Below are 375 nucleotides of genomic sequence, written 5' to 3'. Positions count from 1 at the left end.
AATTATTGACCTTTATTCACGTAAAGTTGTGGGTTGGTCTCTCGGTAAGCAAAAGAACACAGCGTTGACGATGAGTTCTTTAAGGATGGCCGTACGTAACCGAGCACCGTCTAGTGGTTTATTGTTCCATACAGACAGAGGCTCAGAGTACCGTTCTCATGAGGTGCAAGCGCTTCTAAAAAGAAATGGAATAGTGCCGAGCATGAATCGTCCAGGCCACTGCACAGATAACGCTGAAGTAGAGTCATTCTTTCATACACTCAAGGGCGACATGATTAGAAAGAATACATTTAAAAGTGAGAAGCAGCTCAGAGATAAACTAGCGGGTTATATCCAGCATTTTTATAACCGTTATAGACTGCATTCAAGCTTAGG

At 42.7% G+C, this 375-nt stretch carries 1 protein-coding gene; it reads left to right on the top strand.

Translation table 11 applies throughout. The annotated features are described in order from the left end of the window. Positions 1-375 (top strand): DDE-type integrase/transposase/recombinase (locus KP803_RS21805; protein ID WP_248010955.1); only part of this gene is annotated, 375 nt, incomplete at both ends.

It is taken from the genome of Vibrio amylolyticus (assembly GCF_023145695.1).
Classification (GTDB): domain Bacteria; phylum Pseudomonadota; class Gammaproteobacteria; order Enterobacterales; family Vibrionaceae; genus Vibrio; species Vibrio amylolyticus.
The sequence above is the reverse complement of the archived record's forward strand: the minus strand, read 5'-3'. Positions and strand labels throughout refer to the sequence as shown.